The organism is Streptomyces pratensis (genome assembly GCF_037137275.1).
Lineage (GTDB): Bacteria > Actinomycetota > Actinomycetes > Streptomycetales > Streptomycetaceae > Streptomyces > Streptomyces pratensis_B.
Window position 1 is genome coordinate 1 of the sequence record NZ_JBBBEN010000025.1, and the last position, 510, is coordinate 510.

The 510-nt window shown below is 67.5% G+C and carries 1 pseudogene; it reads right to left on the minus strand.

The window, feature by feature from the left end:
* Window positions 1–245, minus strand: a pseudogene (locus V9U70_RS00150) (hypothetical protein); the annotation flags it as partial.
* Between the last annotated feature and the right edge of the window lie 265 nt (window positions 246–510).

The following is a 510-nucleotide window of genomic DNA, read 5'->3' on the forward strand; positions in this document are numbered from 1 at the left end:
CTGACCACCGCGATACCCACCACGGTCATCATCACGACGAGGCCCACGATCCCGATCCCGGTCATCACGACGGAACCCACCACCGGCAGGCCGACTGTCATCGCGCCTCGGGCCCCGGTCGCGATCGTCACGGCGGAAGCCGCCACCGGGAGCGCCACTGGAAGGCCGGTTGTCGTCACGGCGGAAACCACCGCGGTCGTTGTCACGCCGAGGTGCGCCGGCACCGGACCGGTCGTCACGACCACCGCGGTAACCGCCCCTGTCACCGCCGTCCCGGCGACGCGGCTCGCGCTCCGGACGATCGTCGGGAGAGTTGGTGGACATGGGTGTGACTCCTGTCATCGGGTACCACAGACATTCTCGCGCAGTCGGCCATCCGACGCGCTTCGGCAAAACAAAAGGACCCCTGGTCCCAGCGTGAACGCTGGGACCAGGGGTCCTTGAAAGATTGTTCGGCGGCGTCCTACTCTCCCACAGGGTCCCCCCTGCAGTACCATCGGCGCTGAAAGG